This window comes from Pedococcus sp. P2_E2 (assembly GCF_056403955.1).
In genome coordinates this window covers 181585-207515 of the sequence record NZ_JBFUEM010000007.1, presented here as the reverse complement: position 1 = coordinate 207515, position 25931 = coordinate 181585, and the positions used below count along the sequence as shown (strand labels likewise).

Here is a 25931-nt window from a genome sequence, read left to right as displayed (position 1 = left end):
GTTCGCCGCCGGTTCCCGCAACCCGGTCCCGACGGCGTCAGCGGGCCCGGGCCGGTCGCCCACCCGCGAGAGCCGCCTCGGCGAGGGCCTGCGCCAGGCCGTCGAGGCCGTCGGGGTCGTCTCCCGCGGCACCCACCGTCACCCGGAGGTGTCCGCCGCCCCCCGGCGCACCGTCCGGAGGGCCGAGCCGGAACGGTGCACCAGGCGCGACACCGATCCCCTGGCTGGCCAACCGCACGACCGCGGCCGTCTCGTCGTGCACCGGCACCCAGATGTTGATGCCCTCGGTCCCCGGCACGGTGATGCCCCGCCCCGCGAGGGCGTCGACCACGTGCGCCCGCCGCGCGGCATAAGTCACGGTCGCCGTGGCGACCTGGGCCCGGGCGGCGTCGTTCGTGAGCAGGCCCAGGAGCACCTGTTGGAGCAGCCGGCTGGACCATCCCTGACCGAGCTCGCGGCGGGCGGTGATCGCCCGGTGCAGGTCCGGGGGCGCGCTGAGCGCGGCGAGCCGCAGGTCGGGCCCGTGCGACTTCGAGAACGACCTGATGTATGCCGTGTGGCCGGGCCGCCACCGACCGATGCTCGCGAGGGTGGCTGAGGACAGGCCGGCAGCCGAATCATCCTCCACGACAAGGGTTTCGGAGCCCTGGAGGAGTTCGGCGATGGCTCGCGCGCGACTCGCGGTCATGGTGACGCCGACGGGGTTCTGGGCTCTGGGCTGCAGGAAGATGGCGGCGACCGGATCGGTCAAGGCGGACTCCAGTGCGGTGAGGTCGAGTCCCTCCGCGTCCACCGGCACCCCCACGAGCTGGACGCCCACGGACTCGAGGAGGTCGACGAGTGGTGGGAAGCCCGGGTCCTCGACCACGACGCGGTCGCCGAACCGCAGCGAGGTGCGCACGATGAGGTCCATCGCGTCCATGGCGCCGTCGACGACGGCGAGGTCTCCCGCGGCATACGGCCAGTCGGCGCGGAGCACGTCGGCGAGGGCGGGCAGGACCGGGTCGTCGAGATAGCTGCCTGTGGTCGGTGCGGAGGTCAGCTGGGCCAGGACGTGGCCCAGCGAGGGGAGCAGGCGGGGGTCCGGCACCCCGGTGGACAGGTCGAGGGCGAAGTCCGACTCGTGGCGCAGCGCCTGCCGGTAGCGGCCGCCGGTCGGCCCCCGCTGGTCGCGGACAGTGGTGCCACGCCGGCCGTCCGTGCTGACCGCCCCGGAGCGGGCAAGCAGCCCCCAGGCCGCGCTGACCGTCGTGGGGGACAGCGCGAGCTGCGCCGCGACGGTGCGGATGGGGGGCAGGCGGTCGCCCGCGACGAGGACGCCGTCGCGGATCGCCGCGGAGACCGCGTGGGCCAGCCCCTTCGCGGTGGGCTGGTCGAGGCGCTGCTCCAGGGCGGAGAGGGTGGCTGGCATGTTTGTACCATAGCAATACTCATATTGTGTTACTAGTGGGTGGATCGTATGGTGTGGGCATGACGACGCGCATCTCCCACTGGATCGACGGCCGCCCCCGCGAGGGCACCTCCGGACGCTCGGCCCCCGTCCACAACCCCGCCACCGGTCAGGTGACGGGCGAGGTCGACCTGGCCTCGGTCGAGGAGCTCCAGGCCGCGGTGGCCAGCGCGACCGCGGCCGCCCGGGAGTGGAGGCACTCGTCGCTGTCGCAACGAGCGGGAGTGCTCTTCGCCTTCCGAGAGCTGCTGCACACGCGGTCTCCCGAGCTCGCCGCGATCATCACGGCAGAGCACGGCAAGGTGCTCTCCGACGCCGCCGGCGAGATCGCGCGCGGCCTCGAGAACGTCGAGTTCGCCACCGGCGTCCCCAACCTGCTCAAGGGTGGTTTCAGCGAGCAGGTCTCGACGGGCGTGGACGTCTACAACATCCGCCAGCCCCTCGGGGTCGTCGCAGGCATCACGCCGTTCAACTTCCCGGCGATGGTGCCGCTGTGGATGTGCGCCAACGCCATCGCCTGCGGCAACGCCTTCATCCTCAAGCCGAGCGAGAAGGACCCGTCCGCGGCGCTGTTCCTCGCGCAGCTGTGGAAGGAAGCGGGCCTGCCCGACGGCGTCTTCACCGTCGTGCACGGTGACAAGGTGGCCGTCGACGCGATCCTCGACCACCCCGACATCGCCGCGGTCAGCTTCGTGGGCTCGACGCCGATCGCGAAGTACATCTACGAGCGCGGCACGGCCAACGGCAAGCGCGTCCAGGCCCTCGGTGGCGCCAAGAACCACGCCCTCGTCCTCCCCGACGCCGACATCGACATGGCTGCCGACGCCGTGGTCTCCGCCGCCTACGGTGCGGCCGGCGAGCGCTGCATGGCCCTGTCGGTCGCGGTCGCCGTCGGTGAGGTGGCTCAGCCCCTCGTCGACGCCATCGCCGCCCGGCTGCCCAAGCTCACGGTCGGCAACGGTGCAGACCCCGACACCGACATGGGTCCGCTGATCACCGCCGAGCACCGTGACAAGGTCGCGGGCTACGTCGACGCGGGTGAGGCCGCGGGCGCCGCGGTCGTCGTCGACGGCCGAACCGGTGAGCTGCCTAGCGAGGGCTTCTTCCTCGGCACCACGCTGCTCGACCACGTGACCCCGGAGATGACCGTCTACACCGACGAGATCTTCGGCCCGGTCCTGTCGGTCGTCCGCGTCGACACCTACGAGGCGGGCATCGCCCTGATCAACGCCAACCAGTACGCGAACGGCACCGCGATCTTCACCCGCGACGGTGGCGTGGCCCGCCAGTTCCAGTACGACGTCGAGGTGGGCATGGTGGGGATCAACGTCCCCATCCCCGTCCCGGTCGCCTACTACTCCTTCGGCGGCTGGAAGGACTCGCTCTTCGGGGACACCCACATGTACGGCCCCGAGGGCGTGAACTTCTACACCCGCGGCAAGGTCGTCACCCAGCGCTGGCCCGACCCGGCCACCTCGTCGGTCGACCTCGGCTTCCCCAGGACCCGCTGATGGCGCTCGACGACGTGACCGCTGCCTCCGAGGAGCAGGTGCGGCGCGACGACCGCGCCCACGTCTTCCACTCCTGGTCGGCGCAGGGCCTCATCGACCCGCTGCCGATCGCTGACGCGCTCGGTTCGTACTTCACCGACTTCGCAGGCAAGCGCTACCTCGACTTCTCCAGCCAGCTGGTCAACGTCAACATCGGCTACCAGCACCCCAAGCTGGTCGCCGCGATCCAGGAGCAGGCTGCCCGGCTCACGACCATCAGCCCGGCCTTCGCCAACGACGCTCGTTCCGAGGCGGCTCGGCTCATCACCGAGCTGGCTCCCGGTGACCTCACGAAGGTGTTCTTCACCAACGGCGGCGCCGAGGCGACCGAGAACGCCCTGCGCATGGCGCGTCTGCACACGGGCCGCCACAAGGTGATGGCGGCCTACCGCAGCTACCACGGCGCGACCGCGGGAGCCATTGCCCTGACCGGTGACCCGCGCCGGTGGCCATCGGAGCCGGGCATGCCGGGCATCGTGCGCTACTGGGGTCCCTACCCCTACCGCTCGGCCTTCCACGCCGAGAACGAGCAGGAGGAGGGCGTCCGCGCCCTGCAGCACCTCCGCGACCTCATCATCGTCGAGGGACCCGCGACCATCGCCGCGATCATCCTCGAGACCGTGGTCGGCACCAACGGGATCCTCGTCCCGCCGCCGGGCTACCTCCAGGGCGTGCGCGACCTCTGTGACGAGTTCGGCATCGTCATGATCGCCGACGAGGTGATGGCCGGGTTCGCCCGGTGCGGCGAGTGGTTCGCGGTCGACCACTGGGGCGTGGCGCCCGACCTCATCACCTTCGCCAAGGGCGTCAACAGCGGCTACGTCCCCCTGGGCGGCGTGATCATCTCCGAGCGCATCGCGGCGACGTTCGACCAGCGGCCGTTCCCCGGCGGCCTGACCTACTCCGGCCACCCGCTCGCCTGCGCGTCGGCCGTCGCCTCGATCAACATCTTCAAGGAAGAGGGCATCGTCGAGCACGCCCGCGACCTCGGCGAGGACGTCATCGGGCCCGGCCTGCGCGAGCTGGCCGAGCGGCACCCGAGCATCGGGGAGGTGCGTGGGCTGGGAGTCTTCTGGGCGCTCGAGCTGGTGCGCGACCGGCATACCCGCGAGCCGTTGGTGCCGTTCAACGCCGGTGGCGCGGACGCCAAGCCGATGAACGACTTCGCCGCGGCCTGCAAGGAGCGCGGGCTCTGGCCGTTCATCCACTTCAACCGCACCCACGTCGTGCCGCCCTGCACCACCTCGGCCGACGAGGTGCGCGAGGGGCTGGCGATCCTCGACGAGGCGCTCACCGTCGCCGACGGGTTCTACACCGGCACCGACGCCTGACGCCGGTGGGCCATCCCGCGCTCGCCGACGCCGCGCCGGCCGTCTTCTGGCTGGACCAACCCGACCGACCTGCCGGTCGGCCGGGGCTGGAGGGCGTGCGGTCGGCCGACCTCGTGGTGGTCGGCGCGGGCTACTCCGGCCTCTGGACCGCGCTGCTCGCCAAGGAGGCCGACCCCTCGCGTGACGTCCTCGTGCTCGAGGCGGGTTCGGTCGGGTGGGCCGCGTCGGGACGCAACGGCGGGTTCTGCGCGGCGAGCCTGACCCACGGCGAACCCAACGGGATGGCGCGCTGGCCGCAGGAGTATGCCGCGTTGCGCCGCCTCGGGCGCGAGAACCTCGACGAGATCGAGGCGACGTTGCGGCGATACGGGATCGACTGTGACTTCAGGCGATCCGGCTCGCTGACCGTGGCGACCCAGCCGCACCAGGTGGACTGGCTGGCGGAGGAGCCGGGGGAGTTCCTCGACCGCGACGCGGTGCGGGCCCACCTGGCCTCGCCCACCTACCTGGCTGGTGTCTACGAGCCCGACGAGACGGCCATGGTCGACCCCGCTCGGCTGGCCTGGGGGCTCGCGCGAGCCGCCGAGTCGCTCGGCGTGCGCATCGCCGAGGGCGTGCGGGTGACTGGGTTGTCCACAGCAGGCTCTGGCGTCGAGGTCGCCACGGCCGATGGTGCCGTCATCCGTGCCGGCCGAGTTGCCTTGGGCACCAACGCCTTTCCCTCCCTCGTCCGTCGCACGAGGTTGCACACCGTCCCCGTCTACGACTACGCCCTGATGACCGAGCCGCTGACCGAGGCCCAGCTCGACTCCCTGGGCTGGGCCAGTCGTGCTGGCGTGGGCGACCTGGCCAACCAGTTCCACTACTACCGGCTGTCCGCCGACAACCGGATCCTGTGGGGCGGCTACGACGCCATCTACCACTACGGGCGACGGCTCGCGCCCAGCCTCGACCAGCGCCCTGCCACGTTCGACCGGCTGGCCGGCCACTTCTTCGACACCTTCCCCCAGCTCGATGGCCTGCGGTTCAGCCACCAGTGGGGCGGCGCAATCGACACCTGCACGCGCTTCTGCGCCTTCTACGGCACCGCCCACCGGGGGCGGGTCGCCTATGCCGTCGGGTTCACCGGGCTGGGCGTGGGGGCCACTCGCTTCGGCGCGCGGGTCATGCTCGACCTGCTCGACGGCCGCGACACCGAACGCACCCGACTCCAGATGGTGCGCGAGAAGCCGCTGCCGTTCCCGCCGGAACCGTTGGCCTACACCGGGATCCAGCTGACCCGGTGGTCGCTGGCGCGGGCCGACCAGCGGGCTGGGCGTCGCAACCTCTGGCTCCAGGGCCTCGACCGGGCCGGCCTCGGCTTCGACAGCTAGAACTGTCGCGAGCTCGCGGGCCGCCCCGCCTGGTCGAGGTACTCCCGCAGGGCGGCTACCGCCAGCTCATCGCGGGAACGGCCGGTCCTGGCTGCGTGCTCGGACAGGGCCTCGGCCAGGTCTGGTGGTAGGACGACGCCCGCCGAGTCCCCGACTCGCTCGCCCGAGGCACCGGACCCGAACTTCATGAGGGCGGCACCGACGACCGTGCCGAGGACGTCGAGGATCGCGATCACGCCGAGGGCCCGGTAGTAGCCGTCGCCTGAGGGGTTGTAGCCGAGCACCAGGACGCTCGTCATGACGGCCAGCAGCCCCGCGAGCACGATCGTGCCCAGCAGGAGGCGGCGTGCGCGGAGTTTCGCCTTGTCCCCCAGGGTGAGCAGCAGGCTTGCCTGGGCCAGGGTCGCCGCCACGATGGCCCCGACGCCGAACGTCCTGAGCACCGTCTCGTCCCCGCCGCTGTCGACGTTCCCCCAGATGAGGACGAGACCGGTGACGAGGGGGACGAGGACTGTGACGCCGCCGGCGATGCCGACGGGCTGGGATCCACGCCCGGCCGTCGCGAGGTAGCAGAGCACCGCGATGCTGACGACCCCGACGAGCAATGTGGTCATCAGGACCTGCCCCTCGGTCTCGCCGAAGTCGCCGCCTCCGAGCAGGGCCGCGATGCCCATCAGGGCGGCGACGGAGAAGGAGCCGATCGTGATGCGGACGATCCACCGGCGGACCGGTGCGGTGCTGGGGGTGGTCATGGTCCATCCTGACCCGCCCGGGCCGCAGGCGCCTGAGTACTTTGACCCAGGTCGCATGGTCCGCACGGATGGTTCCCGGCCGGCAACCACCGTTGGTTGGGGGGTGACAGGATGGCGCGGTGAGCCTCCCGGAGCCGCATCCCCTCGATCTGCCACGCACCCCGCCTCTGCGGCTGCGAGGTCGGACCTTCGACGCGTCCACCCCCGCGGTGATGGGAATCATCAACCGCACCAACGACTCCTTCTTCGCCGGCAACCGGCACGCCGACCTCGAGTCGGCGAAGCGGGCCCTCGAGGCCGCGGTCTCCGCGGGCGCCGACATCGTCGACGTCGGTGGTGTCCGCGCCGGGCAGGAGGGGGAGGTCGTCGGCCCCGAGGAGGAGATGGAGCGGGTCATCCCCTTCCTCGCGCACGCCCGCGCGACCTATCCCGACCTCGCCCTCAGCCTCGACACCTGGCGATCGGAGGTGGCCGCCGAGGCCGGACGCCACGGCCTGGACCTGGTCAACGACACCTGGGCCGGCCACGACCCCGAGCTCGTCCAGGTCGCCGCCCGCATCGGCGCAGGTGTCGTCTGCTCCCACACCGGCGGTCTCCCGCCGCGCACCGATCCGGTGAAGGTGACCTACGGACCCGACCCCCTCGACGTCGTCCGCGACGTGCTGCGCACGCTGGCCGACGGTGCGCGCGCGGCCCGGCAGGCCGGCATACCCGAGGACCGCATCCTCATCGACCCGACGCTGGACTTCGGCAAGACCACTGTCCACTCGCTGGAGGTGCTGCGGCACACCGCCGACGTGGCGGCGCTCGGCTTCCCCATCCTGCAGGCGCTGTCGCGCAAGGACTTCGTCGGTGAGTCCCTCGGGCTCGAGGCCGACGACCGGCTCGAGGGGACGCTCGCCTCGACGGCGATCGCGGCCTGGCTCGGTGCCACCGTGTTCCGCGCCCACGACGTGCGCGCCACCCGGCGGGTCGTCGACATGGTCGCCACCATCCGCGGGGACCGCCCTCCGGTCCGCGCCGTCCGCGGGCTGTAGCAACCACGGTCTCCGGTCCTCATCGAGAGGACTGTGGACGACGTCACAGGCAACGCAACGCTGAGCGAAGCGGACATTCTGATGCCAGCGACGGGCCGTGTTCAGCACCCCCGAACGCAGTCAGGGCCCATCACTGCTGTCACGTGCCCGTTTTGTGCATCAGCCGAACGGTCAGCAAGTCCCTAGGACTTTAGGATCTTTCGCCCAATCGGCCCCGTACCCGTTGGTAGCGGCCATACCGTCCGTGACCTGCGAGTTCTTCGCCAAGGGGTTTGTTCTGCGTTCTCAGGGGTGTGCGTGATGGTTGGTCAATTCTCTGTGCGATTCCGCGCGACGGGGCGTCGTGGTCGTGTAGTGGCTGTCGCGGGGGTGACAGCACTGGTGCTGGCGGGCGTCTCGCCCGTCGCGTGGGGGGCCTCCGTGACGACTGCGGTCTTCACCGGAGGGGCCGGCACGTACACCTCGGGTGGCACGGTCTATGCCAAGCAGGGCGCTGCCCTGACGCTCACGGTGAACACCGACGCGAACACCGAGTGCGTCGATGTCATCAACGCCTCGGGCACCACCATCGCGACCCAGTCCTCGGACAAGAACCCGAAGACCCTGTGGGTGTTCAGCGGCCCCACGTACACCTGGCTGACAGCCGGCAGCGGTTCCGGCGTGGTCTCCTTCACGACCAAGGCGTGGAAGGGCGTCAACGGCAACGGGAAGTGCACTGCCAACGGCGGGGAGACCTTCGGCATCCAGTCCGCCAGCTACACCCTCGACAACACCGCTCCGACTGCCACCGCCACGCTGACCCCTCTGCCCAACGGTGCCGGGTGGAACAAGACCAACGTGAGCCTCACCTGGACCGCCGCCGATGCGGGAGGGTCCGGCGTCGCCTCGCTGGTGCCGTCGAGCGACACCGTCTCCACTGACGGCGTCGTCACCCGGACGACGACCGTGACCGACAACGTCGGCAACAGCGCCACCAGTGCGCCGGTCACCATCAGGCTCGACAAGACGGCTCCGACGATCGTCGGCGCGCGCACGCCCGCTGCCAACGCCAATGGTTGGAACAACACCGACGTCACCGTGTCGTTCACGGGCAGCGACGCGACCTCGGGCATCAAGTCGACGAGCGGCCCGACCACCCTGACGACCAGTGCGGCGAACCAGTCGGTCACCGGCACCGCCGTCGACAATGCCGACAACTCGTCGAGCGCGACGGTCAACGGTGTGAACATCGACAAGGTGGCGCCGACGCTGTCAGGTGCACCGACGACCAGCGCCAACGGCGCGGGCTGGTACCGGAGCGACGTCACCGTCGCCTGGTCCGCCTCCGACGCCCTGTCCGGTACGACTGCCCCTGCCAACAGCACCATCGGCGGGGAGGGCACGGGGCTGACCGCGACGGCCAGCGTCACCGACAGGGCGGGGAACACGAGCGGCTCGGTGCAGAGCACGCCCGCGGTCAAGATCGACCGCACAGCTCCCAACACGACCGTGACTGCCCCACCGGCGTGGAACAAGAACGACGTCACCCTCACGCTGGTTCCCAACGACGGGCTGTCGGGTGTCGACAAGACCTTCTACCAGCTCGACGGTGGCACCCAGACCGTCGGCACCAGCGTTCCGGTCACCGCGGAGGGCAACCACACCCTGACGTTCTGGAGCACCGACCTGGCCGGCAACGTCGAGGCACCGCACACCGTGTCGTTCGGCATCGACAAGACGTCGCCCACCATCGGGCACACCCAGTCGCCCGCCGCCAACGCGGACGGCTGGAACAAGACCAGCGTCACCGTGACCTTCAGCTGCTCGGACGCGTTGTCCGGCGTGGCGACCTGCACTGGCCCGCAGACGGTGAGCACCGAGGGCCTGGCCCAGTCGGTGACCGGCACGGTGCGCGACAACGCGGGCAACACCGCCACTGACCCGGCAACGGTGAGCATCGACAAGACCAAGCCGGTCATCACGGTCGACCCGCTGCCGGCACCGAATGCGAACGGCTGGTACGGCGACGACGTCACCGCGACCTACACCGCTGGAGACGCGCTGTCCGGCGTCAAGACCCAGGACACCGCGCACACCTTCGGTGAGGGCGCCAACCAGTCCGACACGGCCACGGCCACCGATGCGGCGGGCAACAGTGCCTCGGTGACAACGCCGACGATCAACGTCGACAAGACCGCGCCCACCATCACCGGCACCGTCATCAGCGCTCCCAACGGCAACGGCTGGTTCAGCGGCGACGTCACGGTCCACTGGACCTGCGGCGACAACCTGTCGGGAGTCGTGGCGTGTCCCTCGGACTCCGTGGTCGCCGGGGAGGGTTCCAACCGGTCGGCCAGCGCCAGCGTCACCGACAAGGCCGGTCACACGGCAACGGCGACGGTGGATGGCGTCAAGATCGACCGGAGCAAGCCCTCGACCTCGGCGACCGGAGTCCCCGGCGGCTGGGTCAACGCACCCGTCACGGTCGGCCTGCACGCGACTGACAACCTGTCGGACATCGACAGCACCTACTACGCCGTCGACGGTGCTGTGACCGGCACCCAGGGCAGCACGGTGACCGTCGGAGCCGAAGGCGTCCACACCGTGAGGTACTGGTCGGTCGACAACGCCGGCAACACCGAGGACGCCCAGAGCTTCACGCTCAGGATCGACCTGTCCTCGCCGAGCATCACCCCCAGCCAGTCCCCGGCCCGGAACGGCAACGGCTGGAACAACACCGACGTGGTCGTGAGCTTCGCCTGCGAGGACCAGACCGAGCTGTCCGGCCTCAACTACTGCACGGCGCCGAAGACGGTGACGTCGGACGGCCTGGCCCAGCTGGTCACCGGCACGGCGACGGACAACGCCGGCAACAGCGTCACCGGCTCCGCCACCGTCAACATCGACAAGGCCGCTCCGACGATCACCGGTTCGGCCGACCGCACCGCGAATGCCGCGGGCTGGTACGACGACGACGTCACGGTCTCCTTCTCCGGCAGCGACTCTCTCTCCGGGATCGACACGGTGACCGGGCCGCAGCACCTCGGTGAAGGTGCCGACCAGCACGCAGACGGCAACGCCCTCGACAACGCCGGCAACTCCGCGTCCATGACGGTGAGTGGCATCAACGTGGACAAGACCGCGCCCAGCCTGAGTGCGGCACCGACGGCCGCGCCCAACGACTACGGCTGGTACAACGCACCCGTCACCCAGACCTGGGCGGCCGACGACGCACTGTCCGGACTCGCGGGTCCGGTCCCTGCACCATCGGTGATCTCGACGGAGGGGATCGGCCGGACTGCCGCTGCCAGCATCTCCGACAAGGCAGGCAACGTGACCTCTGCGACCAGCGCCCCGGTCAACATCGACAGCACGCCGCCGACCAGCGACGCCACCGTCCCGCAGGGATGGGTCAACGGCTCCGTGGACGTCGTCCTCGTGTCCCACGACGTCCTGTCGGGTGTCGACGTGACGCACTTCAGCGTCGACGGTGGCGACGACCAGACGGGTACCACCGTGCCACTGAGCGCGGAGGGGACGCACGACGTCACCTACTACTCCGTCGACCGTGCAGGGAACGTCGGCGCGATGAAGAACTTCGTCGTGAAGATCGACAAGAGCGCGCCGACCATCACGCACACGCTCTCACCGGTCCCCAACGCCAACAGCTGGAACAACTCGGACGTCACCGTGACCTTCACCTGCGCGGACCAGCCTGGGCTGTCCGGAGTGAAGTCCTGCACATCGCCCGTCGACGTCACCGAGGAGGTCACCGGCCGTGTCGTGAACGGGACGGCCACGGACAACGCCGGGAACACCGCCACGGACCACGCGACGGTGAACCTGGACAAGACAGCCCCGACCATCAGCGGCAACCGCACCCCGGCGGCCAACAGCCACGGCTGGAACAACAGCGACGTGACGGTGCACTTCGACGCGACCGACAACGTCGGTGGGTCGGGGATCGCTGACGTCACGGCGGACCAGACCTTCGGCGAGGGCACCGCCCAGTCGCTGACCGGGACGGCCGTGGACCTGGCGGGCAACTCCGACAGCACGACGGTCGGCGGGATCAATGTCGACGAGATCGCCCCCACCCTGACGGGCACGGCGACCACCGCCCCCAACGCCAACGGCTGGTACCACGGCGACGTCAGCATCCGCTGGACTGCCGACGACAACCGCTCAGGCGTCGTGGCCACGCCGGCCGACAGCCCGATCACCGGCGAAGGTGAGGTCCTGAAGGAGACCGCGACGGTCTTCGACAAGGCCGGCAACAGCACCACGGCCGACAGTGCGACGGTCAAGATCGACCGGACGGCTCCGACGACCGGAGCCGACGCACCGGGTGGGTGGAACAACACCGCCGTGACCGTCAGCCTTGATCCGAACGACGGTCTGTCCGGCGTGGACGCCACCTACTACACCGTCGACGGCGGCGCACAGCACGAAGGCACCACCCTCACCATCGCCACCGAGGGCGCTCACACGCTGCGCTACTGGAGCGTGGACCAGGCCGGCAACACCGAGGCGCAGCACAGCACCACGGTCAAGATCGACCTGACCAAGCCCACCATCGGTCACACCGTCACCCCGGCGCCCAATGGCAAGGGATGGAACAAGACCCCGGTCACCGTCGCCTACCAGTGTGACGACGCCCTGTCAGGCGTCGCCAGCTGCCCCGCGGACGCACCGGTCAGCCTCGACGGCGAGGACCAGGCGGTGCCCGGGACGGCGGTCGACAACGCCGGCAACACCGCGACGGACAACGCCAGGGTCAGCATCGACATGGTGAAGCCGACGATCACGGGTGCGCCTGACCGCGACCCCAACACCAACCACTGGTATACCGGGAACGTCACCGTCAGCTTCAGCTGCGACGACGCGCTCTCCGGGGTCGCGGCCTGCAGCCCGCCCGTCACGCTGGGCGAAGGCAAGGCGCAGTCTGCCAAGGGCACGGCCACCGACACCGCCGGAAACAGCGACGACGTCACCGTGGCACCGATCAACGTCGACAAGACGGCTCCGACGCTGAGCGGCGCGCCGACCACTGGCCCGAACGGGGCTGGCTGGTACCGGGGCGACGTGACGGTGAAGTGGACCGCCGCCGACGCCCTCTCCGGCCTCGACGGCTCTGCGCCCGCCGACGCCACGATCAGTGGCGAGGGGAGGACACTGACGGCCAGTGCGTCAGTGCGCGACCTGGCTGGCAACGAGACCTCGGCGGAGACCGACCCGGTCAAGATCGACCAGACCGCACCGGTCACCACGGTGTCCGACGTCTCGGACTGGAGCAGCTCGGCCGTGACGGTCTCCCTGGAGGCGGACGACAGCCTCTCCGGGGTGGCGCAGACGTACTACCAGCTCGACAGCGACGCCGCGGCGCACGGCACCAGCGTCACGATCGACACCGAGGGCGTGCACACGCTCCAGGTGTGGAGTGTCGACTTCGCCGGCAACGTCGAGGCGCAGAAGAACCTCGAGGTGAAGATCGACAAGACCGCTCCGGGGATCACCCACACGCAGGCGCCGGCGGCCAACCTGCGCGGCTGGAACAACGGCGTCGTCACGGTGACTTTCCACTGCAGCGACAGCGGCTCCGGCCTCCACTCCTGCACGGCCCCGCAAGGGATCGGTACGGAGGGCCTCAACCAGGAGGTCGTCGGCACGGCGACGGACAACGCCGGCAACACGGCCAGCGACATTGCCGCGGTCAGCATCGACAGGACCAGGCCCACTGTCACCGGCGGCCTCTCGGCCGCTGCCAACGCCAAGGGCTGGTACAGGTCGGACGTCACTGCGACGTTCACCTGCGCCGACCAGGCGGGTCTGTCCGGTGTCCTGTCCTGCCCGGCGGCCAGGACCTTCGGTGAAGGCAAGGACCAGAGCGCCGGGGGCACGGCCACGGACGGTGCCGACAACGTCAGCGGCGCGTTCACCATCACGGGCGTCAACGTCGACAAGACCGACCCCACGCTGAGCGGGGCAGCCACGACGGCGCCCAACACCAGTGGTTGGTACCGGGGCGACGTCACGGTGGGGTGGACTGCCGGGGACGCGCTCTCCGGGCTCGACGGTGACGCTCCGGCGAACAGCACCGTGACCGGTGAGGGCGCCAACCTCTCGACCGGCACGTCGGTCAGCGACAAGGCCGGCAACACCAAGGCCGTCACCGTCGGCGGGATCAAGATCGACCGCCACGACCCCTCCACCGCGGCAACCGCTCCGAGCGGCTGGCGTAACTCGGACGTGACGGTGAAGCTCACGGCCACGGACAACCTGTCGGGCGTCGCCAGCACGTACTACGCGCTGGACGGTGGCCCCTCGCACGCCGGCAAGGAGATCACCGTCTCCACCGAGGGCACCCACCAGGTGGCCTACTGGAGCGTCGACGAGGCCGGCAACACCGAGGCCGCCCAGACGGTCACGGTGCTCATCGACAAGGGTGCTCCGAGCATCAGCGGCGCTGCCACGACGAGCCCGAACGGCAACGGCTGGTACCGGACTCCCGTCACCGTGCACTTCACGTGCGCCGACGGGGTGAGCGGGATCGCCAGCTGCCAGGCCGACGCCCCGGTGGCGGCCCAGGGCGCCAACAGCGTCACGGGCACGGCCGTGGACAACGCGGGCAACACGGCGTCGGCGACCTTGAGCGGCATCAACATCGACACGGTGGCACCTGTGGTGACGATCGGTGGGGTCGCTGACGGTGCGACCTACACCCTGGGCGCGGTGCCCACGCCGACGGCTTCGGCGACCGACGCCACGAGCAAGCTCGACGGCTCGGCCAGCGGGGCGCGCACCGGCGGCACGACGAACGGAGTGGGCACGTTCACCTACACCGCGACAGCCACCGACAAGGCGGGCAACGTGGGCACGGCGACGGTCAGCTACCAGGTGGTCTACGGCTTCGGCACCACGCTGTTCCTGCAGCCGGTCAACGACACGGCGCACCAGACCGGAGTGGCGACCAGCGTCTTCAACGCCGGGCAGACCATCCCGATGAAGTTCCAGCTCAAGAACTCCAGCGGCCAGGTCGTCCAGACCGGTTCTGCGCCGAAGTGGCTGACCCCCGTCAAGGGGTCCGCGACCAACGCCGCGGTCAACGAGTCGGCCTACACCGACACCCCGAGCGTGGGCGGCACGTACTCGTGGAGTCCCTCGCAGTACCAGTACAACTGGAAGACGGAGAAGTCGCAGGCGGGCTCGTACTGGAGGGTCGGGGTGAGCCTCGACGACGGGCAGACGTACTACGTCAACATCGCCCTGCGCTGAGGGGTGGCGTGGGGGCTCGGGGCGGCTGCAGCGGGGCCGCCCCGAATCCGGCCCTCGCGGGGTCAGACCCGCGGGGGCCGGAGCCCACGGCATACCCGAATTTTGACCGGTCTCGACCTCCACGATCCGCATCGTGCGTGCTAGCGTTTCTCACGGTTGCAACAAGCAGTTCCTCGCAAGTTCGATGAAGTGCCCGCCCTAGCACCATCAGAGCGGGCATTTGTTTTCTGACGAAAGCAGGCTTTCCGACGAAGGCAGCTCATCCGAGGACGAGCATGTCTCGTCGGTGGGGGTGTGTGTACGGCAGCCTGGGGTTTCGCAAAGTGCGGATTCCCAATGGCTACAAAAGAAAGAGTTACCCCATGGCACAGGGAACCGTTAAGTGGTTCAACGCTGAAAAGGGCTTCGGCTTCATCGCCCAGGACGGCGGCGGCCCGGACGTGTTCGTCCACTATTCGGCGATCGACTCCTCGGGCTACCGCTCGCTGGACGAGGCGCAGCGCGTGGAGTTCGAGGTCACCCAGGGACCCAAGGGTCCCCAGGCTGACGCCGTTCGCCCGATCTGACCGAGGACTGCTCGACCAACAGTCTTCCGACGAGGCCCTCACCGCAGGCGGTGGGGGCCTCGTCGCGTCCCGGTATGCCGCGCGGCTCAGCGGGCGCGCGGCTCAGCGGGCGAGCGCCGTGAGGAAGTCCTTGGCGATCGGGGCGGCGACGCTGCCGCCGCTCCTGCCCTTCTCGACCAGCACGGCGAAGGCGACGTCGCCCTGGTAGCCGACGAACCACGCGTGCGTCTCGGGCGGGTTCTTCGGGCCGAACTCGGCCGTGCCGGTCTTGCCCCGCACCGTGCCGCCCGGCGTGCCCTTCAACACCGTGGCGGTGCCCTGGCTGACCACCTCACCCATGAGGGTCCGCAGCTGGTCGACGACCTTGGTGTCCAACGCCTTCGGCGTGCGGTCAGCCCCTTGCACCGCAGGCTGGGTCACCAGTGCAGGAGCAATGACCGAGCCGCGCGCGACGTTGGCCGCGAGCACGGCCAGGGCGAGGGGTGAGGTGACGTTGCGGCCCTGCCCGATCGCGGCTGCAGCCTTGTCGGTCTTGCCGTTGTTGACGGGGACGCTGGCGTCGAAGGCGTTCGTCACCCCGAGGTCCTTGGCCCAGCCGGTCAGCCCCAGCGCGGCGGCCGCCTTGGAGAGGTCGTCGTCGCCGAGCTTGGTCGAGAGCTGGACGAACGCCGTGTTGCACGAGTGGGCGAAGTCCGTGGTGAAGTCCGGGGTGCCGAGCGACTCGCCCTCGAAGTTCTTGTAGGTCCGCCCGTCGACGACGACGTTCTTCGGGCAGGTGACGGCCGTGGTCGGTGTGACCGTGCCCGAGCTGAGCAGCGCGTAGGTCGTCGCGATCTTGAAGGCCGACCCGGGCGGGTAGTGGCCGGTCATCGCGCGATCGAAGCCGAGGGCGGGTGAGTTCGCCGAAGCAAGCACGTCACCGGTCTTGACGTCGACCGCCACGAGGGCGGACGGCACGGCACCCGTGGCCTTCAGCGCGGTCTCGGCGGCATCCTGGACGCGGGGCGACAGCGTCGTGGACACGTCCTTCCCGGCGACCGCGTCCTTGGCGAACAACGGGGTGTCCGGCGCCGCACTGGAGGTGACCTGGACCCCGGCCGTGCCCCCGAGCACCCTGTCGTACTGCCCCTGGAGTCCACTCACCCCGGCGTAGTCGCCCGCGGCATACCTGCCCTTGCTCTTGGCGATGAGCTCGGCGCTGACGGCGCCGAAGGACCCGAGCAGCGGCTGGGCGAACGTGCGCGACTTGGCCAGCGGTTGTTCGCGGGCCGGGTAGATCACGCCCTTGATGGCATCGAGCGCTGCCTTGCGCTCGTCGAAGTCGGCCTGCCGGTAGGTGATGACCGGGATGGGCGCCTTGCTCCCGGCCTTGGTGGCTGCGGCGAGCTTGGCCACGAGCGAGCCGGCAGGTTCGTCCACCACCTTCTCCAGCTGGCTGACGGTGGCAGCGGTGGCCCGGGAGGGGTCGATCTGCACCGGGTAGACCTTGCCGATCGGCGTGAGGGCGCCGCCGTCACGGTCGAGCAGGGTGCCCCGGTCGCCCCAGGTGCGGGTGGCGGTCAGGGTGGCGCCCGGCTTGAGGTCGGGGTGCCACTGCGAGTGGTCCTTGGGGAGGGTGATCGCCCAGCGGCTCCCGTTCGTCTCGGCGCGCTGGGCGGTCACGGGGACGTCGTACGACCAGGCCACGCCCCCGGGCAGGGTCCAGGCGACGTGCGCGGTGGCCGTGGCCCGGTCACCCGTGCGGCGCACCGCGTCTGCGGTGACCTTCACCGGACCGGGGCCCAGCCCCGCCGTGGCCTTGGCGAAGTCCGCCTGGACGACGTCGCTGGTGGTGCCGGTGAACAGGGTCCCGGGCTTGGTGAACGAGCGTCCTGCCCACGACGTGGCGAACGCTGCCACCTCGGCCCGGGCAGCGGCATCGAGTGCCTTCTCCTGCTCAGCGTGCCGCCACCACAACCCCGCGCCGGCTGCTCCGGCGACCAGGACGGCGGCGACGACTCCCCCCACCACTGCTCTTCTCGTCATGCGCCCATCCAACCCCACGTCGGAAGGTTCGTCCCATTTGTCGCCCGCAGCCAACCAGCAGGCTGCCTGCGGCGTCGGGAGGAGGAGGCGGACCTGACCGAACACTCAGGATGCGCCCTTACACTCACGGAGGCGATTCGTCGCCCGAGCCACCTGCACGGCGTGGCTTTTCGGAAACAGAGAGGTACACGTGAGCGAGCCCACCAACGGCTCTGCGCCGGACGACGCGTCCGGCCAGGGCACGGGTGCCACGGGGGACGGCACGCAGCAGCACAGCAGGTCGTCCCAGCGTCGGTCCGACCGCCACGCCGGCAAGACCCACCGCCACCCCTGGGTACGACGCGCCACCTACGGCGTGGCGGGGGTGCTCGTGGTGGCCCTGGTCCTCGGCATCGCGGCCTACGTCAAGCTCAACGGCAACATCACGCGGCTCGACATCAGCAGCGCGCTGGGCGATCGTCCGAAGCAGGAGGCCACGACGGACGCCCAGACCAACCTGGCGCCGCTCAACATCTTCGTGATGGGTTCTGACAGCCGGGAGGGCACCGACCTCGGCAAGGGACAGACGGAGTACGGCATGGAGGGGAGCCGCTCCGACACCAACCTCGTCGTCCACCTGTCCGCGGACCGGAAGTCGGCGATCGTCGTGTCGATCCCCCGCGACTCGATGACGAAGGCACCGCGGGACTGCAAGAACAAGGCCGACAAGGTGCAGGACGGCGTCGTCCGGCAGTGGAACCAGAACTTCACCCTGGGTGGCCCTGCCTGCACCATCCGCACCTTCGAGGGGTTGACCGGCATCTTCGTCGACCACTTCGTGGAGATCGACTTCCGCGGGTTCCAGGACATGGTCAACGCCCTCGGCGGGGTCACCGTCTGCCTGCCCGAAGCCGTCAATGACCGCCAGAGCCACCTCAACCTCCCGGCAGGCAGGAGCAGGGTCAACGGCAAGAACGCCCTCGCCTACGTCCGGTTGCGTCACAACATCGGCGACGGATCCGACCTCGGCCGGATCGACCGCCAGCAGGCCTTTCTGTCGTCGGTGATCCAGGAAGCCACCAAGTCCTCGCTGCTGCTGCGCCCGGACAAGTTGTTCCGCTTCCTCAATGCCACGACCTCCGCGATGACCACCGACCAGGGCCTCGATGTCGGGGAGATGAAGGACATCGCCGGAAGCGTCTCCAGGATCGGCACTGACCAGATCCGGTTCGTGAAGCTCCCCACCGAGGCGTATGCGCCCGACCCCAACCGCGTCCAGTGGTCCCCCGGGGCCGAGACCATCTGGAAGGCGATCCGCAAGGACGAGCCGCTCCCGGGCACGAAGGTGCCGTCGTCCACCTCCACGGCGACCGCGTCGCCGACCACCGAGCCGGCCCTGACCGTGAGCCCCGGCGACATCAAGGTGCGGGTCACCAACAACTCGGGGGTGGCCGGCCTGGCCAAGCAGGCAGCCACCGAGCTCGAGGTGCAGGGCTTCACCGTCGCGTCGTACCTCAGCGGCACCGGGGCCCCCACGGAGGGTGTCGTGGTCCGCTACGGCCCGAACATGAAGGAGGCGGCCCGCACGGTCGCGGCGGTCTACCCCGGCGCCGAGATCCGCGAGGACGCCCTGCTGGGTTCGACCATCGAGCTGAGCATGGGCACCGGCTCGCCGAAGGCGGTGGAGATCCCGAACCGGCTGGGCACCAAGCCCCTGCCCAAGGAGACCGTCACCGCGACCCCGCCAACCTCCACCGAGACCGTGAAGGCCCGCACCGCGGCCCAGGACATCTGCACCTGACCCGCTGCCTCCAGTCACGCGAGAAGGACCCGACCGAAAGCTGGTCGGGTCCTTCTTCGTCGTGGCGGAGGCGGAGGGATTTGAACCCTCGATGGGCGATAAACCCAAACCGCATTAGCAGTGCGGCGCCATAGACCGGACTAGGCGACGCCTCCACGCCCGACGGCTGTCGCAGCCGAGCCCGCACAGAGTATCCGCACGGCTCGGACCGGAGCAAAGTGGCTCGCCCGCCCACGCGGCATACCCCGGCTGATCCGATCACCGGCGGTCGTGGCGAGGTATGCCGTGGGCCACAGTTCGGGCGGCGGTGGGCCGTTTGCCGTACGGGAGACCCGCGCGTGCGCGATCCTGTGGGCCGACCGCTATCAAGGAGCGTGGATGTCCAACCCGTTCGCCCCGCCGGGGCCACAGCCGCCTGCCTGGCAGGGACCATTCGCGGCGCCCGCTCCGGGTCAGGCCGCGCCGCAGGACGCGTATGCCGCGCACGGCCAGGCGTGGGCGCCCCAGGCGTTTACCCCCGCCCCGCGACAGGGCAACGGCCTGGCCATCACCGCCATCGTGCTCAGTGGGCTGGCGTTGCTGAGCGTTCTGGCCATGGCCGCGTTCCTGTTCTTCGGACCCGGCGGGTCGGGGACCTGGGTGCTGTCCGGCCAGGTGACGCCGATCGACAAGGGGGTGACCGACGTCGCCCTCCAGGAGGCGCTCGGGCGCGTCATCGAGGACGACGGAGGATCCGTCGACGAGCTCGAGTGCCCCGTGCGCTCCCAGGTGGGTCAGGGACTGGTCACCGTCTGCCACGGTTCGGTGGACGGCTGGGACTGGACGGGTGTGGTCGTGTTCGAGGACGACGCGGGCGCGTTCATCGTGGCGGAGTACTGAGGGACTCCGGAGCGGGACCGGCCGTGCTGGGCTCCACGGGATGACCCGTGCGGAAACATCCAGGTGCGCATGGCCACGAAACGCAGGGCAGTCGAGGCTGCCGTGGCGCTCGCGACGACGACGGTCGCCGCGGTGGTGCTGGGCGCGGCGACGACGGCGTGCAGCATCGCCAGGGCCCCCGCGGTCAGCAGCCAGGTGAGCGCGAAGATCGACAGACCCTGCAGCTGGTTCCTCACCACACCGGCGCCCTGTACCCCGAAGGTCCAGCGGCGGTTCAGTGCCGTGTTGGCGACGGTCGCGACGAGCAGCGCCACCAGGTTGGCCGCCTGGGTCGATCCCACGGCCGGCGCGAGCGCGGCGAACAGACCGAGGTGCACGACCGTGGACGCGACCCCGACGGTGGCGAACCGCGTCAGCTGGTGCCACGTGCCCACGTGCCCCGGAGCTCGCCGCCCGATGCGAGCGGCGACGTCGTCGACGGGGAGCCGACCAGAGGCCAGCGCGCGGCGGACCCGGACGACTCCGCGCAGGTCGTCCAGCGCGGTGGCGACCACGTCGACCCGCGAGTCCGGGTCGTCGAACCAGTCGACCGGCACCTCGTGGATCCTCAGGCCGCAACGCTGGGCCAGGACGAGCAGCTCGGTGTCGAAGAACCAGGTGTGGTCCTCGACCATCGGCAGCAGCTCGGCGGCGACGTCTGCCCGGATCGCCTTGAAGCCGCACTGCGCGTCGGTGAACCGGGCACCCAGGGCGCCCCGCAGGACCAGGTTGTAGCAGCGCGAGATGACCTCGCGCCTGGCCCCACGGACGACCCGGGCGCCGCGGGCCAGTCGCGAACCGATGGCGACGTCCGAGTGGCCCGACATGAGCGGCGCCACGAGCGGCCACAAGGCGTCGAGATCGGTGGAGAGGTCGACGTCCATGTAGGCGAGGATCGGCGCGTCCGAGGCTGACCAGACCTGCTTCAGCGCCCTGCCCCGGCCCTTCTCGGGCAGCCGCACCAGCGCCACGCCGGCCAGCTCGGCCACCAACCCCGACGCGACGGCGGCCGTCGCGTCGGTGCTGGCGTTGTCGGCCACCGTGACACGGAACGGATAGGGAAAGGTCTCGACCAGGTGCTGGTGCAGCCGCCGGACGCTGGCTGCGACCGTGTGCTGTTCGTTGTGGACGGGGATGACGACGTCGAGGACGGGGGTGCTCATCGCGGCGCTCCTCAGGTGGTCTGGGTCGTGGTGGAGCCCGAGGTGCCGGTGGAGGACGACAGCGGCTGCGTCAGGTCGTAGAACGTCGACCCGCTGATCGTGACCTGCGTGAAGGTGGCCGCGACCCACTCCGAGATCTGCGAGCCGGTCCCCGAGCCGCCCATCCCGCCGCCGGGTCCGCCAGCGCCGCCGCCGTTCCCGCTTGCAACGAAGTAGTGGATGTCACCGTCGGCGACGTACTGCTGGAACTGTGCCAGCGTCGGGCTGGGGTCGCTGCCGTTGAAGCCACCGATGGCCATGACGGGCAGTCCCGTCCCGAGCTGCAGCCCGGCGGCGTTCTGCGACCCGATCGCAGCGGCGACCCAGCGGTAGCTCGACGCATCGGCCGACAGAGCCGACACCACCTCCGTGTTCGGGGTGGAGGCGTTGAGCAAACCGCCGATCCCCCCGCCAGTTCGCGTGCCGCCCGGGGCGCCCGTGACGCCACCCGCTGTGCCGTCAGTGGTGCCCTGCTGGGGAGGGGCGCCCATCGTGCCGCGGGCACCACCCGGCATACCGCCACCGCCGGGACCACCACCTGCCGTGGCAGGTCCCGCGGTCACGATCGAGCCGGAGTGGGCCGTGCTGACGGTCTGGACGCTGTAGGCAGCGGGCCCTGCCAGCGCAGCCACGAGGGCGCCGGCGACGACGGCGGGCACGAAGCGCCGGTGCAGCTGGGTGATCGCCAGGAGCAGGAGGGCGCTGGCCAGACCGAGGACGAGGACGCCGATGCGCAGCCAGTTCTGCCAGTCGGTCCGCGAGAGGAGGACGAACGACCAAGTGGCCGCGGCCGCCGTGGCAGCCGAGAGCGTGATCGAGCCGATGGCCTTGGAGCGGTGCTCCCAGGCCTCGGCCGCGCCCATGCCCACCAGGGCGGCGATGGCGGGCGCGAGGGCGATTGTGTAGTACTCGTGGAAGATGCCGGCCATCAGCGAGAACGTCACCATGGTGACGAGCAGCCAGCCACCCCAGACCACGTATGCCGCGCGGCGGGCGTCCGTGCGCGGCGCACGGCCCCGCAGGAAGAGACCCACGGCGAGGAGGATCAGGGCCGAGGGGATCAGCCAGGAGATCTGGCCACCGATGCTCGAGCTGAACATGCGTCCGAGACCCGTTGCGCCCCAACCGTTCCCGCCACCGACGGAGCCGGTCTCGTTGCCGCTGATCCGGCCGAGTCCGTTGTAGCCGAAGGTGACGGAGAGGAACGAGTTGTCCTGCGAGCCGCCGATGTAGGGGCGCAAGCTGGCCGGGACCAGCTCGACGATCGCGACCCACCAGCCGGCGGACAGCACCATGGCGGCGGTGCCGACGAGCGCGCCGGTGATCCTCCTGCGCAGGGTCGTGTCGGCGAACAGGACGTAGGCGAGGCCGAAGGCAGGCACGACCAGCAGCACCTGGAGCGCCTTGGTGAGGAAACCGAGGCCGATCAAGACCCCCACGATCGCGAACCATCTGGCCGAGCCCTGCTCGATCGACTTCATCGTCGCCCAGGCGCCGAGGGCCATGAGCAGCACGAGCAGTGCGTCGGGGTTGTTGAACCGGAACATCAGGACGGCCACCGGCGTCAGCGCCATCACGGCCCCGCCGATCAGACCGGCTGCTGCTCCGAAGTGACGCTTGACGGTCGCGTGGACCACACCCACGGTCGCGACGCCCATCAGCACCTCGGGCATGAGGATGCTGAACGAGCTCAGCCCGAACAGCCGCACCGACAGGGCCATCGCCCACAGTGATGCGGGCGGCTTGTCCACGGTGATCGAGTTGCCGGCGTCGGAGGAGCCGAAGAAGAAGGCCTTCCAGCTGTCGCTGCCGGCCTGGACCGCGGCGGAGTAGAAGGAGTTCGCGTAGCCGCTCGAGGTCAGGTTGTAGGAGTAGAAGACGGCCGTGGCGAGCAGCAGGCCGAGCAGTGCGGGCCGCGCCCAGGTCGGGTCGCCCTCCGGACCACGCCAGAGGCGCTGGATCCGGCTGGGCGTCGTGGGCGCGGCGGGATCCGCCTGCACCGGAGTCGTGGTGCGCGGCACGCGGGTGGTGCCGGCCGCGCCGGTCGCATCGACCGTGTCGGGGTGGAGGGTCATCGTGTCCATGTCCCTACCGTCGGGGGGCGCGCTGTGCGGTTCCTGTGCCACTCCTGAGCCCGGGTGATGAGCATCGCGACGGCGCGTGGACGTTGGGGTGGGCGACGAACTTTCGGCCACTCGCCCGGGTTTCCGCCGCGCACCAGGGGAGGGGGCGCCGAAGTTTCGGCCACTCGCCCGGGTTTCCGGCGCACGAGGGTATGCCGCGTGGTCGGGCCCCAGAGTGGACGAGCCCGCCGGAAGGGTCAGGCGGGAGGGTCAGGCGGGGAGCAGGACCGTGAAGGTCGTGTCGCCCGGAGAGGAGGAGAGCTCCACGTTGCCTCCGTGCGATTTCGCGACGGCATCGACGATCGACAGGCCGAGCCCGGTGGAACCCGCGGCTCGGTTGCGGGAGTCGTCACCTCGGGTAAACCGGTTGAAGACGTTGCCCTGCAACGACTTCGGCACGCCGGGGCCGTCGTCCGAGACGCTCACCCGAATCCACGGACCATCCGGCTTGATCGACGTCACGACCCGCGTGCCGGCTGGCGTGTGGGTGCGGGCGTTGGCCAGCAGGTTGGCGACGACCTGGTGGAGCCGCGCGTGGTCGCCGGTCACCTCGACGGGTTGGTCGGGCAGGTCCAGCTCCCAGCGGTGGTCCGGTGAGGCCGCGTGCGCATCGCTGACCGCGTCCATCGCGASCAGTGACAGGTCGACCGGTTCGCGGTCGAGCGGCCGACCCGCGTCGAGCCGGGCCAGCAGCAGCAGGTCCTCGACCAGCCCCTGCATCCGCAGAGCCTCGGACTCGACCCGCGACAACGCGTGGGTGACCGACGCGGGCACCGGCTCGCGCTCGCGACGGGACAGCTCGGCATACCCCCGGATGGACGCCAGCGGCGTCCGCAGCTCGTGCGAGGCGTCGGCGACGAACTGCCGCACGCGCTGCTCGCTCTCGTGGCGGGACCGGAGGGCCCCCTCGACGTTGTCGAGCATGTTGTTGAGGGCGAGCCCCACCTGTCCCACCTCGGTGTGGGGGTCGGTGTCGGCTGCGGGGATGCGTTCGGCCAGGGCGACAGCACCGGAGTCGAGCTTGAGGTTGGACACCTGGGTCGCGGTGTGCGCCACCCGTTGCAACGGCGCGAGGTTGCGGCGCACGAGCCACAGGCCGCCGGCCGTCACGAGGACGAATCCGACGATCGTGCCACCCACCATCAGGGTGACCACCTTGTTGATGGTCTCGGTGACACCACCCGTGGGCAGGCCCGAGATGACCGTGTCGCCGTCGGCCTCACGAGCGGAGGCCACGCGATAGGCGCCCAGCCCCTCGATCTCGACGGTCTTGGGGGTGGTGCCGATCCCGGCTGCCTGCAGCGAGCTGACCTGCGCGTCGGTGAGCGTGCCGGTGGTCTCGTCGTGCTCGACCCGGTTGACGGTGACAGCGCCGTTGCGGATCACGAGGACGAGGGACTGGCCACCCCCGCCGGGGAGGGGACCGCCCGCGCCTCCGGGGCCCGGCCCGTGGTCGTCGTTGGACCGGGGTCCGCCGGCCCGGATGAGGGTCGACTGGAGGTCCTGGTCGAGGCGCCCGACGAGGAAGTCGTGCAGCAGCAGCACCGTCAGGGAGGACGTGACCACAGTGATGGCGAGGAACAGCCCGACGACCGTGGCGATCAGCTTGCGGCTGAGCGTCCAGGTGGCCGGGTTGAGGTGTGACCGGGCCGCACCGACGGCAGCGGCGGGGCTCATGTCGCGGGCTTGAGGACGTATCCGACGCCGCGCATCGTGTGGATCATCGGCTCTCGACCGGCGTCGACCTTCTTGCGCAGGTAGGAGATGTAGAGCTCGACGACGTTGGCCTGGCCGCCGAAGTCGTAGTTCCAGACCCGGTCGAGGATCTGGGCCTTGGACAGCACCCGCTTGGGGTTGCGCATGAGGTATCGCAGCAGCTCGAACTCCGTTGCGGTGAGGTTGATCTGCTCTCCCGCCCGCATCACCTCGTGGCTGTCCTCGTCCATGGTGAGGTCGCCGACGGCCAGGACCGAAGCGGCGTCGTCGGTCACGACGGCGGTGCGCCGCATGAGGGCGCGCAGGCGAGCGACGACCTCTTCGAGGCTGAACGGCTTTGTCACGTAGTCGTCGCCGCCGGCGGTCAGCCCTGCCACCCTGTCCTCGACCGCGTCCTTCGCGGTGAGGAAGAGCACCGGCACGTTGGGGTTGTCGCCGCGCATCCTGCGCAGCACCTCGAGACCGTCGAAGTCCGGCAGCATCATGTCGAGGGCCACCGCGTCGGGCTGGAACTCACGAGCAGCCCGCACGGCCGCGACGCCGGTGGCCGCAGTGCGGACCTCCCAGCCCTCGTAGCGCAGCGCCATGCTCAGCAGCTCGGTCAGGTTGTTCTCGTCGTCGACGACGAGAACGCGGACGGGGGAGCCGTCGAGACGCTGGAGCTTGGCTGAGGCGGACTGCTTGGTGTTCATGCCAATAGGAAACACCGGAACCATGTGCGGTGCCCTCGTAATTCCTGTGCGAATCCTGTGAGCCCTCTGTGGCGGATGCTCAGTCCTTCGACATGCGACCCACAGGATCGCCACAGCCGACCGGCGAAGTCTCGGAGTCGACCACCTCACTCCTCGACGTTC

General features: G+C 70.2%; 15 protein-coding genes and 1 tRNA gene. 8 read left to right on the top strand and 8 right to left on the bottom strand.

Annotated features, from left to right (window positions below):
• Positions 1-37: 37 nt before the first annotated feature.
• Positions 38-1411 (bottom strand): aminotransferase-like domain-containing protein, encoded by a 1374-nt coding sequence (locus tag AC1DWR_RS16445; protein WP_477624808.1) that lies wholly within the window; start codon positions 1409-1411, stop codon positions 38-40.
• 59 nt (positions 1412-1470) lie between these two features.
• On the opposite strand from AC1DWR_RS16445, the gene AC1DWR_RS16440 reads away from it, so the two are divergent.
• Genes AC1DWR_RS16440 through AC1DWR_RS16430 form a run of 3 tightly spaced genes read left to right on the top strand, consistent with a single transcriptional unit; the run spans position 1471 to position 5704 of the window.
• Complete coding sequence (locus tag AC1DWR_RS16440) at positions 1471-2961, top strand: CoA-acylating methylmalonate-semialdehyde dehydrogenase (protein WP_477614434.1); 1491 nt, start codon at positions 1471-1473, stop codon at positions 2959-2961.
• Positions 2961-4331 (top strand): aminotransferase class III-fold pyridoxal phosphate-dependent enzyme, encoded by a 1371-nt coding sequence (locus AC1DWR_RS16435; protein WP_477624807.1) that lies wholly within the window; start codon positions 2961-2963, stop codon positions 4329-4331. Before AC1DWR_RS16440 ends, AC1DWR_RS16435 begins: the two co-directional genes overlap by 1 nt.
• Before the next feature lie 5 nt (positions 4332-4336).
• Positions 4337-5704, top strand: coding sequence for an NAD(P)/FAD-dependent oxidoreductase (locus AC1DWR_RS16430; protein ID WP_477624806.1), 1368 nt, complete (start codon positions 4337-4339; stop codon positions 5702-5704).
• Here the strand turns inward: AC1DWR_RS16430 and AC1DWR_RS16425 are convergent.
• A complete protein-coding gene (locus AC1DWR_RS16425) occupies positions 5701-6456 on the bottom strand; it encodes a ribbon-helix-helix protein, CopG family (RefSeq protein ID WP_477624805.1) in 756 nt (251 codons plus the stop codon). The genes AC1DWR_RS16430 and AC1DWR_RS16425 overlap by 4 nt on opposite strands.
• A gap of 119 nt (positions 6457-6575) precedes the next feature.
• Here AC1DWR_RS16425 and folP point away from each other — a divergent pair, with 119 nt between their 5' ends.
• From folP to AC1DWR_RS16410, 3 genes are all read left to right on the top strand, one after another.
• Positions 6576-7493 carry a dihydropteroate synthase gene (gene folP / locus AC1DWR_RS16420; RefSeq protein ID WP_477624804.1) on the top strand — a complete coding sequence of 306 codons (918 nt, stop codon included), beginning with the start codon at positions 6576-6578 and terminating at the stop codon, positions 7491-7493.
• A gap of 420 nt (positions 7494-7913) precedes the next feature.
• A complete protein-coding gene (locus tag AC1DWR_RS16415) occupies positions 7914-14747 on the top strand; it encodes an OmpL47-type beta-barrel domain-containing protein (protein ID WP_477624803.1) in 6834 nt (2277 codons plus the stop codon).
• Positions 14748-15109: 362 nt separating this feature from the next.
• Positions 15110-15313: a cold-shock protein gene (locus AC1DWR_RS16410; RefSeq protein ID WP_056915917.1), complete on the top strand. Its 204-nt coding sequence runs from the start codon at positions 15110-15112 to the stop codon at positions 15311-15313.
• A gap of 102 nt (positions 15314-15415) precedes the next feature.
• On the opposite strand, the gene AC1DWR_RS16405 is transcribed toward AC1DWR_RS16410, so the two are convergent.
• A complete protein-coding gene (locus AC1DWR_RS16405; protein WP_477624802.1) occupies positions 15416-17338 on the bottom strand; it encodes a penicillin-binding transpeptidase domain-containing protein in 1923 nt (640 codons plus the stop codon).
• 190 nt (positions 17339-17528) lie between these two features.
• Between AC1DWR_RS16405 and AC1DWR_RS16400 the strand changes: the two genes are divergently transcribed.
• On the top strand, positions 17529-19118 hold the full coding sequence (locus AC1DWR_RS16400; RefSeq protein WP_477624801.1) for an LCP family protein: 1590 nt from the start codon (positions 17529-17531) through the stop codon (positions 19116-19118).
• Between the two features lie 62 nt (positions 19119-19180).
• Here AC1DWR_RS16400 and AC1DWR_RS16395 read toward each other — a convergent pair.
• A tRNA-Ser gene (locus AC1DWR_RS16395) sits at positions 19181-19273 on the bottom strand.
• Between the two features lie 223 nt (positions 19274-19496).
• On the opposite strand from AC1DWR_RS16395, the gene AC1DWR_RS16390 reads away from it, so the two are divergent.
• Complete coding sequence (locus tag AC1DWR_RS16390) at positions 19497-19997, top strand: hypothetical protein (RefSeq protein ID WP_477624800.1); 501 nt, start codon at positions 19497-19499, stop codon at positions 19995-19997.
• On the opposite strand, the gene AC1DWR_RS16385 is transcribed toward AC1DWR_RS16390, so the two are convergent.
• From AC1DWR_RS16385 to AC1DWR_RS16370, 4 genes are all read right to left on the bottom strand, one after another.
• Positions 19892-21199: a bifunctional glycosyltransferase family 2/GtrA family protein gene (locus tag AC1DWR_RS16385; protein WP_477614443.1), complete on the bottom strand. Its 1308-nt coding sequence runs from the start codon at positions 21197-21199 to the stop codon at positions 19892-19894. The genes AC1DWR_RS16390 and AC1DWR_RS16385 overlap by 106 nt on opposite strands.
• A gap of 11 nt (positions 21200-21210) precedes the next feature.
• Complete coding sequence (locus AC1DWR_RS16380; protein ID WP_477624799.1) at positions 21211-23322, bottom strand: ArnT family glycosyltransferase; 2112 nt, start codon at positions 23320-23322, stop codon at positions 21211-21213.
• A 249-nt stretch (positions 23323-23571) separates the two neighbouring features.
• Positions 23572-25038 carry a sensor histidine kinase gene (locus AC1DWR_RS16375; RefSeq protein WP_477624798.1) on the bottom strand — a complete coding sequence of 489 codons (1467 nt, stop codon included), beginning with the start codon at positions 25036-25038 and terminating at the stop codon, positions 23572-23574.
• On the bottom strand, positions 25035-25769 hold the full coding sequence (locus AC1DWR_RS16370; protein ID WP_477614446.1) for a response regulator transcription factor: 735 nt from the start codon (positions 25767-25769) through the stop codon (positions 25035-25037). The genes AC1DWR_RS16375 and AC1DWR_RS16370 overlap by 4 nt, the downstream gene beginning before the upstream one ends.
• Between the last annotated feature and the right edge of the window lie 162 nt (positions 25770-25931).